Below are 22950 nucleotides of genomic sequence, written 5' to 3'. Positions count from 1 at the left end.
GAGGAACCATGCCCGACCCCGAGCAGGACCCGAACCGGCAGGAAGGCCCGGCCGACGGTGGTGCGGCGGGTACGCCCGGTGTTCATGACGGTGGTGCCGATGGTGGGGCGGAGGGGCCGGCGGACGGTGGTGCGGCGGGTACGCCCGGTGTTCACGATGGTGGTGCCGATGGTGGGGCGGAGGGGCCGGCGGACGGTGGTGCGGCGGGTACGCCCGGTGTTCACGATGGTGGTGCCGATGGTGGGGCGGAGGGGCCGGCCGACGGTGGTGCGGCGGGTACGCCCGGTGTTCACGATGGTGGTGCCGATGGTGGGGCGGAGGGGCCGGCCGACGGTGGTGCGGCGGGTACGCCCGGCGTCCACGACGGCGGAGCCGACGGCAGCGCCGACGACGCACCCGGCAACCGCTCTTGACGTCCCCGCCCCACCCGGCGGACCCCGGCACCACCACGGACGCCGGGGTCCTGCGGGACCGTCTGACCCACCGGCCCCGCGAGGAGTTCGCCCGCGAGATCTGGGGACGCACCGCCCTGCTCACCCGCCGCGCGAGCGACTTCGGCGACCTCTTCTCCGCCCGCGCCGTGGACGAACTGATCGCGCGCCGCGGACTGCGCGCCCCCTTCCTCCGCGTCGCCAAGGACGGAGCCACCCTCCCCGAGGCGTCCTACACCTCCCCGGCCGGCGTCGGCGCGACCATCGCCGACCAGCTCGACGACACCCTGCTCTGGCGGGAGTTCGCCGACGGCGCCACCCTGGTCCTCCAGGCCCTGCACCGCACCTGGGACCCCGTCGCCGGCCTCGTCCGCACGCTCGGCGCCGAACTGGGCCACCCCGTACAGGCCAACGCGTACGTCACCCCGCCGCGGAACCGCGGCTTCGACAACCACTACGACGTCCACGACGTCTTCGTCCTCCAGATCGAGGGCACCAAACGCTGGCTCGTCCGCCGGCCCGTCCACCCCGGCCCGCTGCGCGACGAACCCTGGACCGAGCACCGCGGCGCCGTCGCCGAGGCCGCGCAGGGCCCGCCCGACATCGACGCCGTACTGGAGCCCGGCGACGTCCTCTACCTGCCCCGGGGATGGCTGCACGCCGCCCGCGCCCGGGGCGAGGTCTCCCTGCACCTGACCCTCGGCGTCCACGCCTGGACCCGCCACGCCCTCGCCGAGCACCTGGCGCACGCGGCGCTCGCGGAACTGCGCGACGACCCCTGGGCGCGCGGCACGCTCCCCCTCGGCGTCGACGACCCCGCCGACGAGACCGCCGCGGTCCGCGAACGCCTCGCCGCGGCCGTCGCGCGGGCCGACCCCGCCCCGCCGTTCCACCGCGCCCGCCGGCGGCAGGCACGCCCGGCGCCGCTCGGCCCGCTGGCCCAGCTCGCCGCCGTCGACGCCCTCGGCCCCGCGTCGCCGGTCCGGCTCCGCGCGGCCCTGGAAGCCCGCCTGGACGGTACGCGGCTGGCCACCCGGGTCGGCTGGCTCGACTTCCCGCAGGACGACATCCCCGCCGTCACCCGGCTGCTGGACGGCGCGGTCCACGCCGCGGGCGACCTCGGCCTCCCGCTCGCCGCCCGGCTGCTGCGCGCGGGTGTCCTGGTCCCGGCACCCGGCGAGCCGCCCCGGTGACGGCGGAGCGCCGCTTCTTCTGCGCCGACGCCGCCGAGGCCCGGGGCGACCCGCTCCTCGGCACGGCACCGTACGGCGTGGTCTGGGTGCTCCTGGAGTACCGGGGAGGCTGGCCCGCCGACGGCTTCGACGGACTCGGCCTGGACCCGGGCGCCAAGGCCCTGCTCTACTCCGCCGCGCAGGCGGTGCGGGCCCGCATCCTGCTGGTCAGACGCCACGGACGGGAACGGCCGGACCGCCCGGCGGGACCCCGCCGCTGGGCGGTCCTGCACCACGACCGCTCCGGCGCTCACCGCCAGCGGTGGGGCACGTGGCACGGCGACGAGGACCTGGCGCGGGTCGCCGGGGCACTGGAGCGGCCCGGCGAACTCGGCCACCCGCCCGTCGTCCTGGTCTGCGCCCACGGCCGGCACGACGCCTGCTGTGCCGTACGGGGCCGGCCCGTGGTGCGCGCGCTGAGCGAACGGTGGCCGGACCTGGTCTGGGAGTGCACCCACATCGGCGGTGACCGGTTCGCCGCCAACGTCGTCGTCGCACCCGACGGCACCTACTACGGGCGCCTCGACGCCCGCTCCTGCCTCGCCGTGGTCGACGCGCACCTGGCCGGCCGCATCGGCCCCGACCACCTGCGCGGCTACACCGACCTGCCCCCGCCCCACCAGGCCGCCGTCACCGCCGTGCTCCGCCGCTTCGGCCCCGCCGGACGGCACGACTACGCCGTCACCGCCACCACCCGCGTCGGCGACCACTGGCGGGTCCGCGTCACCGGCAGCCCGCCCCGCCCGGCCGCCGTCGACGTCGAGGTGCGCGCCCACCGCACGCCTGCGCACCGGCTGACCTGCAACGGCCCGGCGAAGAGCACGGCCGTCGTCTACGAGGTCGTGTCGCTCGGCGTCCCCTGACCCACCGGGGCCGGGCCGGGGCTACGCGCCGGCCACCTCGGCCGCCGTCCCCCCCCCATGCGCCCCAGCCCGGTCCCGCGCTCGGGGACCGCCGCGTACGGGACCTCGGGCCGGAGGGCCAACCGGGCACCCCCGCCGGAACGGCACCGGCCGCCCGCCCCGCCCCGGCCCGGCAGGGCCGTTCCCGCCGGGCCGGTCAGCGGGTCGGGGCCCCGTGGGCGGGGGCCGGGGCGGCGGACTCGTCCAGGGAGACGGTCCAGGAGGCGACCTGGGTGCGCGAGGCGAAGCCGAGCTTGTTCAGGATGCGCTCCACGTGCCCGTCGACCGTCCGGGTCGAGATCACCAGGGTCTCGGCGATGGCCCGGTTGCTCAGCCCCGTGGCGATCAGCCGCGCGACCTCCAGCTCCCGGTCGGTGAGCGGGCAGCTCCGGGCGATCCGGGGCACGGCGGAGGGCTTGGCGGCGGCGGCCGTCTCCAGGGCCAGTTCGATCGCCTCCGACTGGGTCAGACGGGCCAGGCGCCGGGTCACCTCGTCGACCCGCTCGGTGCCCAGCGCCTCGGCGACCTGGCGGGCCATGCGCCGGGACTCGGCGGTGATGTGCGGGCCGAAGGCGTCGACGGAGGTGCCGAGCCGGTGCCACACCGCGCCCGCGGCGGCCCCGAGCAGCGCGGCGTTGTCCGCGTGCCCGTTGGACATGGCGATCCACGAGGTCAGCTCCAGCACCAGGGCGGTGCACACGCCGTCGGTGAAGTCGCGCTGGATCTCCAGCGCCGCCGTCGCGGCCCGTTTGGCGGCCGGCATGTCGCCCGCGCGCCAGTGCTGGAGGCCGCTGATCCACAGGGCGTAGGCGTGGTTCCAGCGCTCGCCGTGCCGGGTGCTCACGGCGAGCACCTCCCGGCAGGTCTCCAGGGCGTTGCCGGCCGGCTCCTGGAAGTTGCGCGCCATGGCGAGCTGGAACTGCGCGGTGAGCACCGCCGCGGTGCTGCCGAGGGCCCGGTGCCCGTCCACCGCCCGGTGGTACAGCTCGATCGCGGCGGGCAGGTTGCCGCTGAAGAGGTGGTACAGGGCACGCCAGTTGGCCGCGTGCGCGCTCAGCTCGGGGTCGTCCAGCACCCGGGCCACGTGCTCCAGTTCCGCGAGCCGGGCCGCGGCGGCCTCCCGGTCGCCCTGGAGCAGCGTCGCCCAGACCGCCACCCAGAGCACCGAACCCCGCTCGACGGTGTCGCCGTCCAGCACGCTGAGGATGCGGTCCAGCCAGCGGCGCCCCTCGCTGAGCGAGCCGCCGACGATCCAGTGGTAGCAGAGCAGCGCGGCGAGCCGGCCGCCCGCGGGGCGCTCCCCGGGCGTGGCGAGGGACCACTCCAGCGCGGCGAGCAGGTTGGTGTGGTCCCGGCGCATCGCGGCGAGCATCTCGTGCTGCCCGGGGCCGCACCAGTCCTCGACCATCGCGCGGGCCCGGTGCAGGTAGTGGTCGCGCATCCGGCGGCGCAGCACCGGCAGCCCGCCGAGCCGGCCCAGCCGTTCGGCGCCGTACTCGCGTACGGTCATGAGCTGCCGGTAGCGGACCTGCTCGCCGGAGTGGTCGGCGATCACGATCGACTTGGCGACCAGGCGGTCGAGGACGTCGACGACGCGCTCGGCGGCGAGGTCCCCGTAGCCGCAGACCTCCTCCACCGCCCGCAGGTCGCAGCCGCCCGGGAAGACCGACATGCGCGCCCACAACAGGCGTTCGTCGTCGGAGCACAGCTCGTGGCTCCAGTCGATCAGCGCGCGGAGCGTCTGCTGCCGGGGGCGGGCCACGCGGCTGCCGCCGGTGAGCAGGTCGAAACGGTGGTCCAGCCGCTCGACGACCTGCCCGACGGAGAGCGTCCGCAGGCGGATGGCGGCCAGTTCGATGGCGAGGGGCATCCCGTCGAGCCGTTCGCACAGTTGCCGGACGGCGGCGCGGTTGGCGTCGGTGACGGCGAAGTCGGGGGCGACGCTGCGCGCCCGGTCGGCCAGCAACTGGACGGCCTCGCTGTGGTCGACGCTCGCCGCGTCGTGCGCCTGGTCGGCGGTGGGCACCGACAGCGGCGGGATCACGGTGACCAGCTCGCCCGCGATGCCGAGCGGTTCGCGGCTGGTGGCGAGGACGCGCAGGCCGGGTGCCGTCTCCAGGAGTTCGGCGAGGAGTTGGGCGGTGGCCGGCAGCACGTGTTCGCAGTTGTCCACGACCAGCAGCACCTGCTGGTTCCGTACGTGGTCGACGAGTTGCTGGGTCGCCGAGCGGTTCGACTGGTCCAGCACGGCCAGCGCCGAGGTGAAGGCGGAGGCCACCTCGCGCGGGTCGTCGAGGCTGGCGAGCTGGATGACCTGGGTGCCGTCCCGGAACGCCTTGCGGACCCGGTCGGCGGCCACCAGGGCGAGCCGGGTCTTGCCGATGCCGCCGGGACCGGTGAGCGTGACGAGCCGCGAGGCCGACAGGTTCCGGCGCACGTCGGCGATCTCCTGCCGCCGGCCCACGAAACTGGTGAGGCCGCCGGCGCCGACCAGACAACCGCGTCCACTCTCGTCGTGCATCGTCTTCGATGTCCTTGCTTCGGGCCGTTGCGCTGGCTCCGACGCTATGCCGAAGGCCCCGCCCTGCCAAGGTCGCGTACCCGACCGAAAGGGCGTTTCCCCCGGTCAGCGCCATGATCCATAGCCCCGTGACCTCGGCCCATATCGCCTGCGACTCAATTCGCGCACCTGTGCGAATACGGGGGTACCCGCGAGTGCGGAGGGGGTAGCCAAGGGGGCCATCTCACCCGAGACCGGGACCGGGCCCGTGTCCAGGCTTCTGTCACCACGAACGCGGTCCGGTGCCGTGGCGGGCATGCCACCGGACCGCGTGCCACATCTCCGACAGGCAGGAGCGGGGCAATGACCCATCCGAGGACGAGCCGCCCGGCGCGGGCGTACGGCATACGCCGCACCGGCCTCCCCCCGGTGCCCACCCGGCACCGCACCCGGCGGACGCGGGGCACGCCCCTCGCGTCCGGAGGCACCCCGAGGCGGGCCACGTGAACCAGCGCCGCCTGCGGGACGCCTTCGGCCGCTTCGCCACCGGCGTCACCGTCGTCACCTGCGCCACCTCGGACGGCGGACGGCACGGCGCCACCGTCAACGCCTTCACCGCCGTCTCCCTGGAACCGGCCCTGTGTCAGGTCACCCTCACCCGGCAGTCCAAGGCGTGCAGCTACCTGGCGGACACGCCGTTCGCGGTGAACATCCTCGCCGCCGACCAGATCGACACGGCCTGGCACTTCGCGGGGCGGCCCGCGCACCCCGAGCCGGAGTGGTCCGACGGCCCCCTCGGCCCCGTGCTGACGGGCGCCGCCGCGACCCTCTCCTGCCGCCCCTGGCGCACCTACGACGGCGGCGACCACCTGATCGTCATCGGCGAGGTGGCCGAGGCCGAGATCACCGACCTGGAACCGCTGCTGTTCCACGCCGGAACCTTCCGCCACCTGGGCCGGCGCGACGCGAGTACCCACTGGGGCGCCTGCCTGGACAGCCCCGAGAGCGGCTGGTTCACCGGCGCCCCCGCCTTCACCACGATGCACGCGGACCGGGCCACGAACCGCGCCTCCTGATCCCCGTCCACCCATCCCGACACCAGCGAGGAACCACATGACCTCCCCCGACCCCCGCACCGAGGCCGCCCCGCCCGCGGCGGACGCCCCCGTGTCCCGCCCCCTGACCGGCGACGAGTACATCGAGTCCATCCGCGACGGACGGGAGGTGTGGGTCTACGGCGAGAGGGTCAAGGACGTCACCGAGCACCCGGCGTTCCGCAACTCGGTGCGCATGACCGCGCGGCTGTACGACGCCCTGCACGACCCGGCGAAGCAGCCGGTGCTCACCGTGCCCACGGACACCGGCAGCAACGGCTTCACCCACCCCTTCTTCCGCACCCCGCGCAGCCGCGAGGACCTGGTCGCCGACCGCGACGCCATCGCCGAGTGGGCCAGGATGACCTACGGCTGGATGGGCCGCAGCCCCGACTACAAGGCCGCCTTCCTCGGCACCCTCGGCGCCGACAGCGACTTCTACCAGCCCTTCGGCGACAACGCCCGGCGCTGGTACACGGAGTCGCAGGAGAAGGTCCTCTACTGGAACCACGCGATCATCAACCCGCCGGTGGACCGCGACCGCAACCCGGACGAGGTCAAGGACATCTTCGTCCACGTCGAGGACGAGCGCGACGACGGCCTGGTCATCAGCGGCGCCAAGGTGGTCGCCACCGGCTCGGCCATCACGCACTACAACTTCATCGCGCACTACGGACTCCCCATCAAGAAGAAGGAGTTCGCGCTCGTCTGCACCGTCCCGATGGGCGCGCCCGGCATGAAGCTGATCAGCCGGCACTCCTACGCGATGAACGCCGACGTCATGGGCAGCCCGTTCGACTACCCGCTGTCCAGCCGCTTCGACGAGAACGACACCATCTTCATCCTCGACAAGGTGAAGATCCCCTGGGAGAACGTCTTCATCTACGGCGACGCCGAGAAGGCCAGCACGTTCTTCCCCGGCTCCGGCTTCCTGCACCGTTTCACCTTCCACGGGTGCACCCGCCTCGCGGTCAAGCTCGACTTCATCGCCGGCCTGCTGATGAAGGGCGTGGAGGTCACCGGCACGAAGGACTTCCGCGGCATCCAGACCCGGGTCGGCGAGGTCATCGCCTGGCGCAACCTCTTCTGGGGCCTGACCGACGCCATGGCGAACAACCCGGACTCCTGGAAGAACGGCGCCTTCCTGCCGAAGCTCGACTACGGGCTCGCCTACCGCTGGTTCATGACCCTGGGCTACCCCAGGATCAAGGAAATCATCATGCAGGACCTGGGCAGCGGACTGATCTACCTCAACTCCAACGCCAAGGACTTCTCCGTCCCCGAGATCCGCCCGTACCTCGACAAGTACGTGCGCGGCTCCAACGGCTACGACTCGGTCGAGCGGGTCAAGCTGATGAAGCTGATCTGGGACTCCATCGGCAGCGAGTTCGGCGGCCGGCACGAGCTGTACGAGCGCAACTACTCGGGCAACCACGAGCAGGTGCGCGCCGAGATGCTCTTCACCGCCCAGGCGTCCGGCACCGCCGACGCCATGAAGGGCTTCGCCGAGCAGTGCATGGCGGAGTACGACCTCGACGGCTGGACCGTGCCGGACCTGATCAACCCGGACGACGTGAGCATCCACCGCCGCTGACGCCGCCGCCCTCCCGGGCCGGGGCGGTGCCGCACACCGCCCCGGCCGTCCGCCGCCCCCCGGGGCGGCCTGTTCCTGGAGCCGCACGATGACCGTACGAACGAGCCCGGCCCGCGCGGGCGCCCCGGCCACCGGCCCGGCGCCGGGCGCGGTGTGGACGGGACTGGGCGACGTCCCGTCCGACTGGCCGGGGTGCGCCGTGACCATGGGTGTCTTCGACGGGTTCCACCGCGGTCACACCGCGCTGGTCCGGCGGGTGCGCGAGCGGGCTGCCGAGCACGGGCTGCCGTCCGTGCTGCTCACCTTCGACCCGCACCCCCTCACCGTGACCCGTCCGGACCGCGCCCCGCGGCAGCTCACCTCCCTGGAGGAACGGGTCCGCCTCGCCCACGCACTGGGCGTCGACGCGGTGCTCGTGCTGCCGTTCACCACGGCGCTGGCCGCCGTGCCGGCCGGCGAGTTCGCCGACCGGGTCCTCGCCGCCGGGCTCGGGGCGCGGGCCGTGGTCGTCGGCGAGAACTTCCGCTTCGGCAGGGGCGGGGAGGGCGACACCGTCCTGCTGGGGCGCCGGGGCCGGCGGCTCGGCTTCACCGTGGACGCGGTGCCGCTCGTGGCCCGCGACGGGCACACCTGCTCCTCCACCCTGATCCGCAGCCGGCTGGCGGCGGGTGATCTCCGCGCCGTCGAGGAACTGCTGGGCCGCCCCTGGTGAGGGTCCCTGCAGCGACGCCCCGCGCCCCGGACCACAGCGGTCCGGGGCGCGGGGCGTCGGCGTGCGTGCGGCCCGGCGGGCCGGCCGCGGTCACCGGAAGTGGGCGGTGAGGACGGCGTCCAGGGCCTCGGGCCGCTCGACGGCGAGGTGGCCGCAGTCGACGATCTCCAGGGCGGCGCGCGGGATGGAGCCGGCCAGTTCCCGGGCGTGCTCCGGCGGGGTCGCCGTGTCCGCGCCGCCGCCGACCACCAGTGTGGGCGCGGTGATCCGGCCCAGGTCGGGCCGCAGGTCCAGCACGGCGAGCGCGTCGCAGCAGGCCGCGTACCCCGCCGGGTCGGCCTCGGCGAGCGTGCCGAGCAGCCGGCGTCCGAAGGCGGTGTCCGCGGTGGCCGCGTCGGCGAACCAGCGCTCGGGGCTGGTGGCCAGCAGGGGCGCGGTGCCCTCGCGCCGGACGAGGTCCGCCCGCAGGAGCCAGGGCGCGGCCGGTCCGAAGTGGGCGGAGGAGCAGACGAGGGCGAGCGAGGCGACCCGCTCGGGGTGGAAGGCCGCGAGGTGGGCGCCGAGCGCCCCGCCGAGCGAGATGCCCGCGTAGTGGAAGCGGTCCCAGCCCTGCGCGTCCGCGAGGCGGAGCACGAGCGCGGCCAGGTCCCGGGCCGTCGTCCGGCCGGGCGCGGGATCGGGCAGGGCGGCGGTGGGGGAGCCGCCGTGGCCGGGCAGGTCGAAGCGCAGCACGCGGAACGTACGCGCCAGGGAGGCGAGTTGGGGCTCCCAGACCGCCGACGAGGTGCCCAGGGAGGGGCCGAGGATCAGCGGCGGCGCGTCGACGGGACCGGCCAGGTCGTGGTGGAGCGGGGGAGCGGGGGACACGGCTCTCCTGGTACGGGACGGAAGGTGGGGAGGAACGGGGAGGGAACGCGGCGGGACGGGGCGGTACCGGGGTGTGCCGACGCCGACGCCGACGCCGACGCCGACGCCGACGCCGACGCCGATGCCGAGGACGGGGTGGCCGTCCTCGGCATCGATGGGCGCGGTGTGCGGTTCAGCGGCTCACGCCGCGGGGTCGCCGGCGGCCAGGTCCGAGGGGTGCTGGGCCAGCGGGGTGACCTCGATCCGCATGTAGGGGAAGAGCGGGAGCTGCCACAGGAGGGCGTGCAGCGCCTCGTTGTCGGCCACGTCGAAGACGCTGATGTTGGCGTACTGCCCGACGCAGCGCCAGATGTGCACCCACTGTCCGGACTTCTGGAGTTCCCGGCAGTACGCCTTCTCGCGGGCCACCAGGTCCTGCCTGACCCCGGGGTCGAGGTCACGCGGGATGTCGACGTCCATGCGCACGGCGAAGAGCACGGCCGATCACGCCTTGTCGAGGGCGAAGTCGTACGTGACCTCGCGGCCCGTGCCGTCGGCGACCGGGGTCGGGTCGAGGATCAGCTCGGGCTTGACGGCGGAGGCGATGTCGTCGCCCACGTACTCGCCGCCGCGGAAGTAGAGCTGCGTCGTGATGAGCCGGTGGCCCGGTGCCGAGACCTTCAGGTGCAGGTGGGCGGGGCGCCACGAGTGCCAGCCGGCCGCCTGGATGAGGCTACCGCAGGCGCCGTCGGTGGGGATCTGGTAGGGGGCGGGCTGGATCGTGTGGATCCGGAAGTGGCCGGTGGCGTCGACCGGGACCGTGCCGCGCAGGTTCCACTCGGGCAGGTTCGGCGCGAACTGGGAGTAGTACCCCTGGTCGTCCGCCTGCCAGATCTCGACCTTGGCGTCCGGCAGCGGCCTGCCGTCCACGGCGGTGACCTGGCCCTGGAAGAGCAGCGGGGTGCCCGCCTCGTCCTCGCGCATCGGCAGGGTGGCGGCGTCGCCGGGCAGCTCGGGCGCGTCCGGCACGTAGTACGGGCCCTCGATGGTGCCCTTGGTGCCCTCGCGGGAGTCGTTGGCGACCTCCTCGACGACGTGCTCCAGCCACACGTCGAGGAAGAGCGGCCACTCGCCGTCCTCGCCGACCCGGATGAGCCAGGACTTGAGGGCGTCGTACTCCGCGTAGGTGAGCTGGTGGCGGCGGATGATGTCGTGGGCCGCGGTGAGGAGTTCCGTGACGAGGGTGTCGACGCGCCCGGTGCCGGTGGCGGCCGTCTCCTCGCGCCGCTTGGTGCGGAAGCGCTCGGTGGCGGCGGCTCCGGAGGCGGCGGCCGTGGCCTGCTCGGTGATGATGTCGCTCATGATCGTCCCGTCTTCTGAGAGGTGGGTCAGCGGTCCTGGCGGTAGCGCGCCAGCTTGTCGGGGTCGATGTCGATGCCGAGGCCGGCGCCCTCGCGGACCCGCAGGGAGCCGTTCTCGATGGACAGCGGCTCGGTGAGGAGGTCGTCTGTCATACCGAGGAAGTTGGAGAGTTCGCCCGCGTGGCGGGAGCTGGCCCGGTGGGCCGCGCCGAAGGCGGCCGAGCACAACGAGCCGATCTGGCCGTCGATCTGATTGCCCATCACGACTTCGACGCCCAGGCCCTCGCACTCGTGCAGGATGCGCTGGGAGGCGGTGAAACCGGTGCGGGCGGTCTTGATGCTGATGGCGGTGGCGGAGCCGCCGAGGAGTTCGCGGGTCACCTCGCCGGTGCGCGTGGCGCTCTCGTCGGCGATGAAGAGCACCGGGCTCTGCGCCACCAGCCAGCGGCGGCCCAGCACGTCGTCGGCGGGGCACAGCTCCTCGGCGAAGGTCAGCCCGAGGTCTTCCATCTCCCGCAGGGCGCGGGCGGACTCGGAGACCGTCCAGCCGCGGTTGCCGTCGATGTACAGCTCCACGTCGGGGCCGAGGGCCTCGCGCAGCGCCCGGCAGGCGGCCACGTCCTCGCGGTAGGGGCGGCGGCCGACCTTCACCTTGAAGGTGGTGACGCCGTACGCCGACCGCATGTACTCGGCTTCGGCGACCATCTCGGCGGCCGGGGCGAAGCCGACCATGTGGCTGACCCGGACGCGGTCGGTGTAGCCGCCGAGCAGCGCGGAGACCGGGAGGCCGGCGGCCTGGCCGAGGATGTCCCACAGGGCCATGTCGAGGGCGGCCTTCGCGGCCGGGTTGCCGACGGTGCGGTCGAGGCGTTCGTGCACCGCCTCGCGTTCCAGCGGGGTCAGCCCGAGGAGCTGCGGCGCGAAGATCTTCTCGATCACCGCGACGATCGACTCCTGCGTCTCGCCGTAGGTGTACGGCCGTGGCGGTGCCTCGGCGGTGCCGACCAGTCCTTCGTCGGTGTGCACCCGGACCAGCACGTGGTCGGCGGTGTGCACCTCGCCGCTGGCGAACTTCAGCGGGCGGGCGTAGGGGATGGCGAAGGGGATGGTCTCCACCTGGACGATCTTCATGCCGGTCCTTCGAGAAACAGGTCGTTCTGCTCCAGCACCGTGAGGAGGCTGTGCAGCAGGGGGGAGTCGTCGTCCTCGCGCCAGGCCAGGGCCAGGGGGATGGACAGTGCGTCCTCGATGTCCTTGCACAGCACGCCCTCGCGGGGTGCGGCACGGATGGAGTCGGGCAGGACGGCGATGCCGAGCCCGGCGGCGACCAGCGCCAGCGCGGCGGAGGTCTCGGTGACCTCGTAGGCGCGGTGCGGGTAGAAACCGCTGGCCAGGCAGGCGCGGACGACGGCGTCGTTGACGACGGAGCCGAGCGTGGCGGCGTACATGATGAAGTCCTCGTGCCGCAGTTCGTCGATCCGCACGGTGTCCGCGCCGGCCAGCCGGTGCCGTTCGGGGACGACGGCGACCAGCGCCTCGTTGTCCAGGGGGCGGTGGGCGATGCCGTCCAGGCGGACCGGCGGCCGGAGGACGCCGATGTCGAGGCGGCGCTCGATCAGCCCCGACTCCTGTGCGGGCGTGAGCATCTCGGTGTGCACCTCCAGCATCACTTGGGGCATCTCGCGCTTCATCAGCCGTGCGAGGGTGGGCAGTTGTCGGTACGCGGCGGACCCGGTCAGGCCGATCCGCAGCACCCCCTCCGCCCCGGCGGCGAAGCGCCCCACCCGGGCGACCGCCTCGTCGACGGCCTTGAGGATGCGCTGCGCGTCGGTGCGGAAGACCTCGCCGGCTCCGGTCAGGGAGACCTGGCGGGTCGTCCGGCGCAGGAGTTCCACGCCCAGCTCCTTCTCCAGCCGGCGGATCGCCTGGGAGAGCGGGGGCTGAGCCATGTGCAACTGTTCCGCGGCCTTGCCGAAATGGCGGGTCTCGGCGACGGCCACGAAATACCGGAGGTGCCTGAGTTCCATCGGGTAGCCCCTTTCCTGTGATCGGGGCCCTCGAATACGCCACAGCGTAGGAGAGGCTCCCATACGGCACAAATACCTGATTGCAGGGTATTGAGACCGCAGGAATATCAATAGGTCTGTGCGGAAACCGCTCCGGGAGCTGCCCCGGCCGGGTGCGCGAGTGGAAGGTCCGCCACCGGGACGGGGAGCGCTCCCGCCGGAGCCGGCGGCCCGCGGAGCCGGGACGGGAGCGGAGGCGGTGGCGGGGCCGGGCCGGGACGGGAGCGGAGGCGGTGGCGGGGCGGGGCCGCTCGGGGGCCCGCCCCGCGCGGGCCGTCAGGGCCGCGTGCCGGTGTCGGCGTCGATGCCGGCCCGCGCCCGGTAGGACCGGACCAGGTCGACCGAGGCCGGGCCCCTCGGGCGGCGGCCCGGCCGGATGTCCACCGCGAACGCCTTGGCCTCCTGGATGTGGGTGTTCGGGTCCAGGGACAGGTGCAGCAGCTCGTTGGCGGCGTCACCGGTGCTGTAGCCGTTCGGGCCCCAGTGGTAGGGCAGCCCGACCTGGTGCAGCCGGCGGCCCTGCACGGTCAGGGAGGCCATCCGGTCGGTGACCAGCACCCGGGCCTCGATCACCGCGCGGGCGCTGACGATCGTCGCCCACCCGGCGTGCTCCAGCCCGCGTTCGGCGGCCAGCTCCGGCGAGACCTCGCAGAAGAACTCCGGCTGCAGTTCGGCGAGGTAGGGCTGCCAGCGGGACATGCCGCCCGCGGTGTGGTGCTCGGTGAGCCGGTACGTGGTCGCCACGTAGGGGAAGACGTCCGAGCCGGGTTCGGTGCCGCTGGGCTGGTAGCGGTTGTCCGGGTGCGGGGGCGGCAGGTGCCGCACCGGGTTGCGCTGCTGCCCGTACAGCCGGTTCGGGAACGGCGAGTCCTGCGGTTCGTAGTGGACGGGCAGCGGGCCGTCGGTGAGCCCGGACGGGGCGTACAGCCACGCCTTGCCGTCCGCCTGCATGACGAACGCGTCCGTCCCGCCCAGCGCCTCGGGCCCCCGCGCGCCAGCGGGCGGGACGTGGCCGGGGGCCTTGCCGGCCGTGAAGTCGGGGGTGTCGTGGCCGGTCCACCTGCCCTGCTCCTCGTCCCACCACACCAGCGACTTGCGGGCGCTCCACGGCCGTCCCTCGGCGTCGGCCGAGGCCCGGTTGTAGAGGATGCGCCGGTTGGCGGGCCAGGCCCAGCCCCACTCCTTCGCCACCCAGTCCTGCTCCTCGCCCGGCCGGCGGCGGGCCGCCTGGTTGACGCCGTCGGCGTACACCCCGCAGTAGATCCAGCAGCCGCACGCCGTGGAGCCGTCGTCGGCGAGCTGCTCGTAGGAGGACAGCGGGTTCCCGTCGGCGTCGTGGCCGTTGATCTCGGCGAGGACGGCCTCGGCGTCCGGTTCGGCGATCGCGCCGTGCGTCGGGTAGTCCCAGGTCAGGTCGAGCAGCGGCCGGTCCATCGGGTCACGGGAGGCGGCGAGCTTCTCCCGCACGAGCCGCCCGAGGTGGTACGTGAACCACAGGTCGCTGCGCGCCTCGCCGGGCGGCGGCACCGCCTGGTGGTGCCATTGCAGGAGCCGCTGGGTGTTGGTGAAGGAACCGTCCTTCTCCGTGTGCGCGGCGGCCGGCAGGAAGAAGACCTCGGTGCCGATGTCCTCGGTGCGCAGCTCGCCCGTCTCGATCTCCGGGCCGTCCTTCCACCAGGTGGCCGACTCGATCAGGGAGAAGTCCCGCACCACGAGCCAGTCCAGGTTGGCCATGCCGAGCCGCTGGAGCTTGGCGTTGGCCGAGCCGACCGCCGGGTTCTCGCCCATCAGGAAGTAGCCCTTGCAGGTGCCCTCCAACTGGGCCATGACCGTCTCGTACGTCGAGTGGGAGCCGGTGAGCCGCGGCAGGTAGTCGAAGCAGAAGTCGTTCTCCTCGGTGGCCGCCGGGCCCCAGTACGCCTTGAGCAGGCTGACCAGGTAGGACCGCATGTTCCCCCAGTAGCCCTTGCGGGCCGCCTCCGCCCGGACGAAGGCGTCCAGGTCCTGCCGCTGGTGCGCGTGCGGCATGGGGATGTAGCCGGGCAGCAGGTTGAACAGGGTCGGGATGTCCGTCGAGCCCTGGATGGAGGCGTGCCCGCGCAGCGCGAGGATGCCGCCGCCGGGCCGGCCGATGTTGCCGAGGAGGCTCTGCAGGACGGAGGCCGCCCGGATGTACTGCACGCCCACCGTGTGCTGCGTCCAGCCGACCGCGTAGGCGAACGCCGTGGTGCGCTCCCGGCCCGAGTTCTCCGTCAACAGCTCGCACACCTGAGCGAAGAGGTCCCGCGGCACTCCGCAGATCTCCTCGACGACCTCGGGCGTGTAGCGGGCGTAGTGGCGTTTGAGGACCTGGAAGACGCAGCGCGGGTGGGTCAGCGTCTCGTCGCGCTCGGGTTCGCCCGCCCCGATGTCGGCGCCGCCGGAGCCGTGCGACTCGCCGCGCGCCGCGTCCGACACGGAACCGATGCCGTCGGTGCGCCGGTCGGGTTCCCGGTCGCGTTCGCCGGAGACGGCCCGCATCCGCGTGCCCTCGTACTGCCAGGTGGCCGTGGAGTAGTGGCGGCCGTCCGGTTCGAGTCCGGAGAACACCCCGTCCAGGTCGTCGGGGCCGCGGTAGTCCTCGCGCAGGACGACGGGCCCGTTGGTGTACGCCACGACGTAGTCGTGGAAGTACCGGCCGCTGGTCAGGACGTGGTTGATCAGCCCGCCGAGGAAGGCGATGTCCGAGCCCGCGCGCAGCGGCACGTGCACGTCGGACAGTGCGCTGGTGCGGGTGAAGCGCGGGTCGATGTGCACCACCTTGGCGCCCCGCGCCTTGGCCTCCATCACCCACTGGAAGCCCACCGGATGGCACTCGGCCATGTTGGAGCCCTGGATGACGACGCAGTCCGCGTTCTGCAGGTCCTGCTGGAAGGTGGTCGCGCCGCCGCGGCCGAACGAGGTTCCCAGACCGGGAACGGTGGAGGAGTGTCAAACACGCGCCTGGTTCTCGATCTGCACGGCTCCCAGCGCGGTGAACAGCTTTTTGATCAGGTAGTTCTCCTCGTTGTCGAGCGTGGCCCCGCCGAGGCTCGCGATGCCCATGGTGCGCCGGGTGCGGGCCGCGTCGACCTCCCACTGCCAGCCCGCGCGCCGGGCCTCGATCACCCGGTCGGCGATCATGTCCATCGCCGTGTCCAGGTCGAGCCGCTCCCACTCGGTGGCGTGCGGGCGCCGGTGGAGGACCTGGTGCTCGCGGGCGCCGCCGGTGGTGAGCTGGAGGGTGGCCGAGCCCTTGGGGCAGAGCCGGCCGCGGGAGATGGGGGAGTCGGGGTCCCCCTCGATCTGGGTGACGCGCTCGTCCTCCACGTAGACGTTCTGGCCGCAGCCCACCGCGCAGTACGGGCAGATCGACTTGACCACCCGGTCGGCGGAGGCGACCCGGGGGGTGAGCCGCGCGCTGGGCCCGCTCTTGGCGGCGGCCCCGCGGCCCAGGGGGTCGGTGCCCTTGAGCTGGCGGTAGACCGGCCAGGAGTCGATCCAGGTGCGTACGCCCATCGCCTCTTCCCCTTCCGCGCCGCCGGTGCCGGTGCACCGCCGTGGTCCGGTACGGCCCTCCGCGTGCCCGTTTCCGGCGGGCCCAGTCCTCCGGCCCGCCGCGGGCGCGACCCGTGCCCTGCCCGCAGTCTGCCGCGACCGGGCGGGGACGGCATCCGCGGCGCGGGTCCCGGTGCCCCCGGCCGGTCCGGCGGCGACCCGCGCGGCGGGCCTCGTGGTGCGCCGTCCGGCCCCCGGTCTCAGAGGACGACGCGGAAGTGCGTGGTCAGCCGGTGGTCGTCGTCCAGGACGTGGTAGGCGAGGCCGGGCGGCCGGTCGCGGTCGGCGGGCTCGTCGCCCTCCCAGGGCAGGCGGAGCGTCCAGGTGACCGCCGGGGAGACGATCACCGGGCGCCCGGCGAAGGCGGACGCCGCCGCGGTGTGCGCGTGGCCGGTGAGGAGGGCGACGACCCGGGGGTGCGCGTCGAGCAGCGAGGCGAGGTCCCCGGTCTCCTGGAGCGGCCAGGTGTCGGGGAGCGGGTGGTGGACCGTGACCGGCGGGTGGTGGAAGGCGAGCAGCGCGGGGGTGCCCTCGGCGAGACCGGAGAGGGTGGCGTCGATCCAGTCCAGGGTCTCGGGCGCGAGGCGTCCCTCGTCGCGGCCGGGGACCGTGCTGTCGCACATGAGGATCACGGCGCCGGGCACGTGGTGCGCCCGGTTGACGGGGCCGTCGCCGGGGGGTTCGGAGAGCAGGACGGTGCGGTAGGCCGACCGTTCGTCGTGGTTGCCGGGGCAGAGGTACACGGGGAACGGCGCCTTCAGCAGGCGCGCGGCCTCCTCGTACTCCGCCTCCTCGCCGTGGTCGGCGATGTCCCCGGTGACCAGGACCGCGTCCGGCCGGCGGGGCAGCGCGCGCAGGTGGTTCATGACCCGCTCGGCGCGGCGGGTGGCCCGCTCACTCCCGTCCAGGTGCAGGTCGCTGATCTGGGCGAGCAGCAGCGTCATGACGTCAACCCCGTAATCTCCGCTGGACCCACTCGCCGCCGCCCGGTACCGGGCCCGGCGCAACACCCCGGCCCCCGACGGGAGTTCCCCGACTCACCGGGTGACTCTAGGCGCCGACCCATCCGACGATCAAGACACCTCAGCCAACCGGCGCAGTGCATGGCGAGCCTTCCGGCGGGGAGCCCCCCTGGTGACGTAGGCAGCCGTCCGCAGCCACATGAGTTGCCTGCTTGGCCTCGATGGGGGCGGCCGAAAATGATCTTGTCTGCCGCCTGAGTGATCAATACGCTCCGGCGAGCCACGATCTTTGATCATGGAGTGACGGTTGCGGAAATTCCGTGAACTTGACGGGCGTGGGGTGGGAAGTGCGCGGAAAAGTCGGGGTGTTCGGTGCTCTCCTGGGGCTGGTGGTGGCCTCGGCTGCCGTGCCGGGCAGCGCTCATGCCGGGCCCTCTCATGTGAGGGCGGCAGCGGCGGCGTGTCCGGGCACCGACTCCGACTTCAACGGGGACGGTCTGTCCGACCTCGTGGTCGCCGACCCCGAGGCATCGGTGGACGGAGTCGAACGCGCCGGACTGGTCCGCGTCGTCTACGGCGGAGGCAAGGGCACCGTGGAGCTGTCACAGGCGCTCCCCGGTGACAACGCAGTCCCGGAGCGCGGGGACCAGTTCGGGTTCTCCTGGGCGGTGTACGACGCGGATGGTGACGCGTGCTCGGACCTCGTCGTGGGGGTGCCGTACGAAGACGTGGCCGTCGACGGCGTGAACCAGCTCGATGCCGGTGCGGTCTTCGTCTATCACGGGTCGCCGTCCGGTCTGGGGCAGGGCGCTCCCATCGACAACTGGACGCAGCACGCGTTGAATCGCGGGGCGCTGACGGAAGCCCACGACCTGTTCGGATACTCGCTGGCGGCTGGACGCACGGTCTCGGGGCAGCCGTGGCTCGCCATCGGTGTGCCCGGTGAGGCACTGACGTCCGGCAACGCCCTCCGGCCGGAGGCGGGAGCAGTGGAGTACGTGCAGGGTTCCACCGTGTGCGGGTTCCACCAGGACAGCCCGAACGTGCCGGGAGTCGTGGAGGCCCACGACCGGATGGGTACGTCGCTCGCCGGCACGGACCGCTTCCTCGCAGTCGGCAGCCCCGGCGAGGCCATCGGGCCGGAGGCGTTCGCCGGCATGGTGACGGTGTTCGGCCACACCCTGCAGAACGGCTGCCCGACGCCACTGGCCGGCCTGGACCAGGCCGGAGTCGGGGACGGCCTGCCCGGCGTCGCGGAGGCGGGCGACCAACTCGGCGCCTCGGTGAGCATGGCCCCCTACCGGCCCGCGGACCAGAACCACACCTCGGACGCCTTGCTGGCGATCGGTGCCCCGGGTGAGGCGATCGGTGATGTGGCAAGCGCCGGACTGGTCCACGTGCTGCGCGTGCAGCCGTCGGGCAGCGTCGCGACCGTGACGACCATCGACGCCTCCCTCGCCGGTGTGGAGGGGCAAGCGACGACGGGAGACTTCTTCGGGCAACGGGTGACGATCGCGAACACCGACACGTCCGTGGTCACCGGAACGGCGACGGTCCGCCTCGCCGTCGGCATCCCGGGGAGGGACGTCGCCGAGGCCAAAGACGCCGGCGTCGTGCAGGTCTTCAGGCCGCTGGACGCCTCGGTCGGCACCTCGGACAAGGTGCTGTTCCGCCAACCTTCCGGCGGCCTGCTGCCCGGCGTGGCGACGGCCCGGGACTACCTCGGAGTGAGCCTGCGGTCCGACGGCACCGACCTTCACGTGGGCGTGCCGTACAGCAAGGAACCGGCCACCGCGAAGGGCGCGCTGTACTCCGTCTCCTGGGCCGCCGTGGACTCCGGATCGGGCGCGGCGACCGTGTACCGGCCCGGTGCGGGAGGTCTCCCCGACGCCGGTGTCTCCTTCGGCGTGGTGGGGTGAACATGAGGAGCACGTCCATACGGGGCAACGGTGGACGGAGCCGGGTCCGCCGGGTCCTGGCCGTGGGGATCATGTCCGCGGTCGTGGCCACCGGCCTCGGTGTGGTGCCCGTCGGCGCCGGGCAGCCGAGCCCCGTCACCGCAGCGGAACGAACCGGTGTGCCGCGGATGTCCGGAGAGGAGTCGGCCCTCAAGGCCGCCGCGGCCGGCGGCGAGAGCGTCGAGGTCACCGAACTGCGCACCGAGCGCGGTACGACGGTGGCCAACGCGGACGGCACCTTCACCCAGACGGAGTCCGTGCAGCCGGTACGGACCCGCAAGGAAGGTGTCTGGCGGGACATCGACACCACGCTGGAACGCCGCCCCGACGGGACATGGTCGCCCAAGGCCGCCGTGACCGCCATGTCGTTCTCCGGCGGCGGCGAACAGGCCTTCGCCAGGATCGAGAAGGACGGCCGGGAGCTGTCCCTGTCCTGGCCGAGCGCGTTGCCCCAGCCCCACATCGAGGGGTCGACCGCCACCTTCGCCGAGGTCATGCCGGGGGTGGACCTGCGCCTGACCGCGGATGCCGAGGGGTTCTCGCACATACTGGTGGTCAAGGACGCGGCGGCGGGCGCCAACCCGGACCTGACGCGTCTGGAACTGCCCGTGCGCACCCGGAACCTGGAGCTGACGGAGACCGAGACCGGAACGGTCGAGGCACGGGACGCATCCGGCTCCGGCGTCGTCTTCGAAGCCCCCGAGCCCCTCATGTGGGACTCCAGTCACACCGGGTCGGAGTCCGGTGCCGGCGCAGCACGGACACAGGGTGTGACCGCCGCTGAGTCCGCCGGCGCCGGCTCCACCCCGCCGGACGGTGCCCAGGTGGCGGATGTGGCCGTCGAGGTGGCCGAAGGCATGATGACCCTGCGGCCCGACACGAGCCTGCTGACGGGCAGCGAGACGGTCTTCCCGGTGTACATCGACCCGGTCGTGAAGACGGCCGGACGGTCCGGATGGACGATGGTGCCGTCCTACCACTCGTCCGCGGAGTTCTGGAAGTTCGGCGCCGACGAGGGTGTCGGACGCTGCCCCGCCAACGTCTCGGCCCGGTGCTCGTCGAGCAACGACGTGAAGCGCCAGCTTTTCGCCATCCCGACGGGCGCCTTCGAAGACAAGGACATCATCGCGGCGGAGTTCGCCGTGACCATGGTGCACGCCTACAACGACACTCCCCGTTCCGTGGTACTGGGACGGGTCAACTCCGGCGGCGCCGCAGCCATCAACTCCGCGACCAACTGGGCCAATCAGCCCTCCCTGAAGGAGACCATCACCACCCGCTCACCCACGAATCCCGCGGGCTCCTGCACCGGCACGAACCAGAACGTACGCTTCAACGTCAAGAGCACGGTGCAGAGGGCGGCGGACAGCGGCTGGGACACCACGACGTTCCGTCTCGCCGCGGGGAACGAGCAGGACTACTCCTTCTGGAAGCGCTTCTGCGGGAACGCGCAGTTGGAGGTCACCTACAACCGCCCGCCGGCGCAACCGCTCATGACCGACCTGAAGATGGCGCCGGGCGGGAGTTGCGAGTACGGGCGAGCCACGGATCACTACGTCTCCGAGGCACCGAAGCTCACCGCGGTGATCAGGGACTACGACCACGGTGACACCGGCGGCAACTCGGAACGCCTGAAGGCCCAGTTCTCGGTGTGGTGGACAGCCGGCGGAACGCTCCACCAGCACTACGCCACGACAGCGGCCAAGAGCACCGTGGACAGTACGTGGAGCGTCCAGACAGGGGTGGCCACCTTCACCTACACCGTGGGTTCGGACCTGGCCGGCGACGGTGAACCCGGATTCGCCCTCCCGCAGAACACGGTCATCGGCTGGTCCGTACGCGGCCATGACGGCACGTCCTACGGCAAATGGAGCCTCGACGGCGACGCCACGCGCTGCGAGTTCATCTACGACTCGACCGTACCCAAGGCGCCGGTCGTCACCTCCGACCGCTACCCGGACGACGAGGAGTGGCACGCCGGCGTCGGCGACTACGGCACCTTCACCTTCGACTCGCCCTCGGCGGACGTGGCCTCCTACAAGTACCGGTTCAAGGGCGAGAGCTGGAAGTCCGTGAACACCGCCACGCCGGGCGGCCCGGCGAGCACGTCGTGGATGCCTCCGGACCAGGGCCCGATGTTCGTGGACGTCCTGGCGGTGGACGGGGCCGGCAACGCCCAGAAGACGCCGACGACGTACACGTTCAACGTCGGCCGTGGACGCGCCCCCGTCGCGGGCTGGAGCCTCGGCGACGCTCCGGGCTCTTCCGAGGCGGCGGGCACGAGCGGCTCACCGGCCGCGGTCCCCGGGCCGGGGGCGACCTTCGGGCAGGCAGGGCCCCTGGGCGGCACGGACAGGGCCGTGACGCTCGACGGTACGGACGGCGGCTACCTGGACGCGGGGGAGCCCGCCGTGGACACCGGCTCCACCTTCTCGGCGAGCGCATGGGTCCACCTCACCGAGAAGCCGGACGACGACATCACGGTCGTCAGCCAGGACGGCGTCGCACAACCCGGCTTCGACCTCGGCTATGAGGCCGACACCGAGTCGTGGACCTTCTCCATCCCCGTCTCCGACATGCTGACCATGGGCTCCTGGAAGGTGTCCGGCGGGAGAGCCGTGCCCGGAGGCTGGACCCACCTCATCGGGGTCTACGACGGCGTCACGGGCCGGATGGCCCTGTTCGTCAACGGCGACCTGATCGAAAGCGCCGTCCAGCCCCGGCACACGGTCTGGACCGCGGACGGTGCCGTGCAGATCGGCCGGAGGATCGCGCCGGACGGCTACACCGACCACCTCAGGGGCGGTGTCGCGGACGTCAAGATCCACGACCGCGTGATCACCGAGGCCGAAGGGCTCGGCCTGGGCGGGGTTCCCGCACGGCAACTGGCCTACTGGGAGGTCGACAGCGTCACCGATGGGGTCTCCCCGGACGCGCAGGGCGGCACGGGCCTGACACTCGGCGGCGGCGCGGCGGTCTACGTGCCCGACGACTCCTGCGACCCCGATCTGGACTTCGGGTGCTCGCTGCCGGCCGAACCGCTCTGGGGCGACGGACACCTGCAACTCGACGGCCTCGGAGCCCATGCCGCCCGGGGTCCCGGCCTCCTGGCCGCGGAGGACAGCTTCACGCTCACGGCTCGGGCGAGGCTCGCCGCCGCCGTGCCGACGCGGGACCAGACGGTGTTCTCCCTGTCGGGAACCGGCGGCAGCGCCGTGACGGTCAAGTACCTGGCGTCGGCCGGGCGCTGGGCCGTGGTCACCACATCCGAGGACGGAGCGTCGGTCACCTCCACGACGACGGTGGCCGGTGCGGCACTCCCGAGCAGCGAGGGCAAGGGCGACCATCTGGCCCTAGTCTACTCGGCGGTGTTCGGCGACGTCCGGCTGTACGTGAACGGCGCGCTCGCGGCCACCGCCTCCTGGGACAACACCTGGGACTTCACCACCTCGTCTCTCCAGGTCGGACGCACTCTGGGCGGTGCCACGGCAGGCGCCCACTTCGCCGGAGCCCTGGACGAGATCCGGGTCTTCGCCGGGGACCTGGACACCGGCGTCGTCGCCCAGGTGAGCCAGTTGCCCGCGGGCTCCGGCCTTGAGGAGTCGGACATGGCGTCCTGACGCCCATCGGGGCGTCCGGTGATCCCCCGGACGCCCCGCGCCGGCCTTCAGCCCTCGCGGTACGTCCGCCTTCCCTCTCCTGGAGCTGACATGCGC

General features: G+C 73.1%; 15 protein-coding genes. 7 read left to right on the top strand and 8 right to left on the bottom strand.

Annotated elements, in window-relative coordinates; translation table 11 throughout:
* Positions 1-409 precede the first annotated feature (409 nt).
* Positions 410-1624 carry a cupin domain-containing protein gene (locus VM636_RS06290; RefSeq protein ID WP_338483757.1) on the top strand — a complete coding sequence of 405 codons (1215 nt, stop codon included), beginning with the start codon at positions 410-412 and terminating at the stop codon, positions 1622-1624.
* Entirely contained in the window at positions 1621-2526 is a 906-nt protein-coding gene (locus VM636_RS06285; RefSeq protein WP_030421426.1) for a sucrase ferredoxin, read from the top strand. The genes VM636_RS06290 and VM636_RS06285 overlap by 4 nt, the downstream gene beginning before the upstream one ends.
* 196 nt (positions 2527-2722) lie before the next feature.
* Here the strand turns inward: VM636_RS06285 and VM636_RS06280 are convergent, their stop codons facing one another.
* Positions 2723-5086, bottom strand: a complete 2364-nt coding sequence (locus tag VM636_RS06280) for a LuxR C-terminal-related transcriptional regulator (protein ID WP_051821428.1) — start codon at positions 5084-5086, stop codon at positions 2723-2725.
* Between the two features lie 482 nt (positions 5087-5568).
* Between VM636_RS06280 and VM636_RS06275 the strand changes: the two genes are divergently transcribed.
* The 3 genes from VM636_RS06275 to VM636_RS06265 all read left to right on the top strand — a co-directional run bounded on the left by VM636_RS06275 (position 5569) and on the right by VM636_RS06265 (position 8465).
* Complete coding sequence (locus tag VM636_RS06275; protein WP_030421424.1) at positions 5569-6141, top strand: flavin reductase family protein; 573 nt, start codon at positions 5569-5571, stop codon at positions 6139-6141.
* A 37-nt stretch (positions 6142-6178) separates the two neighbouring features.
* Positions 6179-7753: a 4-hydroxyphenylacetate 3-hydroxylase N-terminal domain-containing protein gene (locus VM636_RS06270; protein ID WP_030421423.1), complete on the top strand. Its 1575-nt coding sequence runs from the start codon at positions 6179-6181 to the stop codon at positions 7751-7753.
* A gap of 88 nt (positions 7754-7841) precedes the next feature.
* Positions 7842-8465, top strand: coding sequence for an adenylyltransferase/cytidyltransferase family protein (locus VM636_RS06265; RefSeq protein WP_051821427.1), 624 nt, complete (start codon positions 7842-7844; stop codon positions 8463-8465).
* Positions 8466-8555: 90 nt separating this feature from the next.
* On the opposite strand, the gene VM636_RS06260 is transcribed toward VM636_RS06265, so the two are convergent.
* The 7 genes from VM636_RS06260 to VM636_RS06230 all read right to left on the bottom strand — a co-directional run bounded on the left by VM636_RS06260 (position 8556) and on the right by VM636_RS06230 (position 17258).
* Positions 8556-9332: an alpha/beta fold hydrolase gene (locus tag VM636_RS06260; protein WP_051821426.1), complete on the bottom strand. Its 777-nt coding sequence runs from the start codon at positions 9330-9332 to the stop codon at positions 8556-8558.
* A gap of 180 nt (positions 9333-9512) precedes the next feature.
* Positions 9513-9809, bottom strand: a complete 297-nt coding sequence (gene catC, locus VM636_RS06255) for a muconolactone Delta-isomerase (RefSeq protein WP_030421420.1) — start codon at positions 9807-9809, stop codon at positions 9513-9515.
* A gap of 6 nt (positions 9810-9815) precedes the next feature.
* Positions 9816-10673, bottom strand: a complete 858-nt coding sequence (catA, locus tag VM636_RS06250) for a catechol 1,2-dioxygenase (RefSeq protein ID WP_338483751.1) — start codon at positions 10671-10673, stop codon at positions 9816-9818.
* Between the two features lie 26 nt (positions 10674-10699).
* Positions 10700-11803 carry an enolase C-terminal domain-like protein gene (locus tag VM636_RS06245; RefSeq protein WP_338483749.1) on the bottom strand — a complete coding sequence of 368 codons (1104 nt, stop codon included), beginning with the start codon at positions 11801-11803 and terminating at the stop codon, positions 10700-10702.
* The gene (locus VM636_RS06240) at positions 11800-12699 is read right to left on the bottom strand and encodes a LysR substrate-binding domain-containing protein (protein WP_030421417.1); all 900 of its coding nucleotides are present in this window, start codon (positions 12697-12699) and stop codon (positions 11800-11802) included. Before VM636_RS06240 ends, VM636_RS06245 begins: the two co-directional genes overlap by 4 nt.
* A gap of 315 nt (positions 12700-13014) precedes the next feature.
* Entirely contained in the window at positions 13015-16275 is a 3261-nt protein-coding gene (gene fdh, locus VM636_RS06235) for a formate dehydrogenase (RefSeq protein ID WP_234340502.1), read from the bottom strand.
* A gap of 239 nt (positions 16276-16514) precedes the next feature.
* On the bottom strand, positions 16515-17258 hold the full coding sequence (locus VM636_RS06230; protein WP_053914727.1) for a metallophosphoesterase: 744 nt from the start codon (positions 17256-17258) through the stop codon (positions 16515-16517).
* Positions 17259-17641: 383 nt separating this feature from the next.
* On the opposite strand from VM636_RS06230, the gene VM636_RS06225 reads away from it, so the two are divergent.
* On the top strand, positions 17642-19195 hold the full coding sequence (locus VM636_RS06225; protein WP_234340501.1) for a VCBS repeat-containing protein: 1554 nt from the start codon (positions 17642-17644) through the stop codon (positions 19193-19195).
* 2 nt (positions 19196-19197) lie between these two features.
* Positions 19198-22854 (top strand): LamG-like jellyroll fold domain-containing protein, encoded by a 3657-nt coding sequence (locus VM636_RS06220; RefSeq protein WP_338483743.1) that lies wholly within the window; start codon positions 19198-19200, stop codon positions 22852-22854.
* Positions 22855-22950: the final 96 nt, after the last annotated feature.

It is taken from the genome of Streptomyces sp. SCSIO 75703, from assembly GCF_036607905.1.
In the GTDB taxonomy this organism is placed as follows: Bacteria; Actinomycetota; Actinomycetes; order Streptomycetales; family Streptomycetaceae; genus Streptomyces.
Note: the sequence above shows the minus strand (reverse complement) of the source record. Positions and strands in the feature narration are given on the sequence as shown.

Coding starts and splice junctions, on each gene's coding strand:
- VM636_RS06280 (WP_051821428.1), bottom strand. CDS start 5,086: ATGCACGACGAGAGTGGACGCGGTTGTCTGGTCGGCGCCGGCGGCCTC.
- VM636_RS06270 (WP_030421423.1), top strand. CDS start 6,179: ATGACCTCCCCCGACCCCCGCACCGAGGCCGCCCCGCCCGCGGCGGAC.
- VM636_RS06265 (WP_051821427.1), top strand. CDS start 7,842: ATGACCGTACGAACGAGCCCGGCCCGCGCGGGCGCCCCGGCCACCGGC.
- catA (WP_338483751.1), bottom strand. CDS start 10,673: ATGAGCGACATCATCACCGAGCAGGCCACGGCCGCCGCCTCCGGAGCC.
- VM636_RS06245 (WP_338483749.1), bottom strand. CDS start 11,803: ATGAAGATCGTCCAGGTGGAGACCATCCCCTTCGCCATCCCCTACGCC.
- VM636_RS06240 (WP_030421417.1), bottom strand. CDS start 12,699: ATGGAACTCAGGCACCTCCGGTATTTCGTGGCCGTCGCCGAGACCCGC.
- VM636_RS06230 (WP_053914727.1), bottom strand. CDS start 17,258: ATGACGCTGCTGCTCGCCCAGATCAGCGACCTGCACCTGGACGGGAGT.
- VM636_RS06220 (WP_338483743.1), top strand. CDS start 19,198: ATGAGGAGCACGTCCATACGGGGCAACGGTGGACGGAGCCGGGTCCGC.